At 41.4% G+C, this 203-nt stretch carries 1 protein-coding gene; it reads left to right on the forward strand.

The window, feature by feature from the left end; translation table 11 throughout:
- Window positions 1-203 (forward strand): hypothetical protein (locus GTY56_RS40700; protein ID WP_237524961.1); only part of this gene is annotated, 203 nt, incomplete at both ends.

Raw genomic sequence — 203 nt, forward strand, 5'->3', positions numbered from 1 at the left:
ATCTCGCTTTATGAGCTCCGGTGTGGATGGTCTTTTGGGCAAAATAGAAAATCATGCGTTATTTGTATATCACTGCGCGCTGATATTTTATTTGCTGCAAAATTCAAACGGTTTTGCGGAGATAAAAACTGAACACACGATTGGCTCTGCGCCCAAGGTGCGGGAGCCTCAATTGTATATTGTCGAAAAATTACAAGACCTTA

Origin of the sequence: Streptomyces sp. SID5643, from assembly GCF_009872555.1 — a bacterium.
Classification (GTDB): domain Bacteria; phylum Actinomycetota; class Actinomycetes; order Streptomycetales; family Streptomycetaceae; genus Streptomyces; species Streptomyces iakyrus.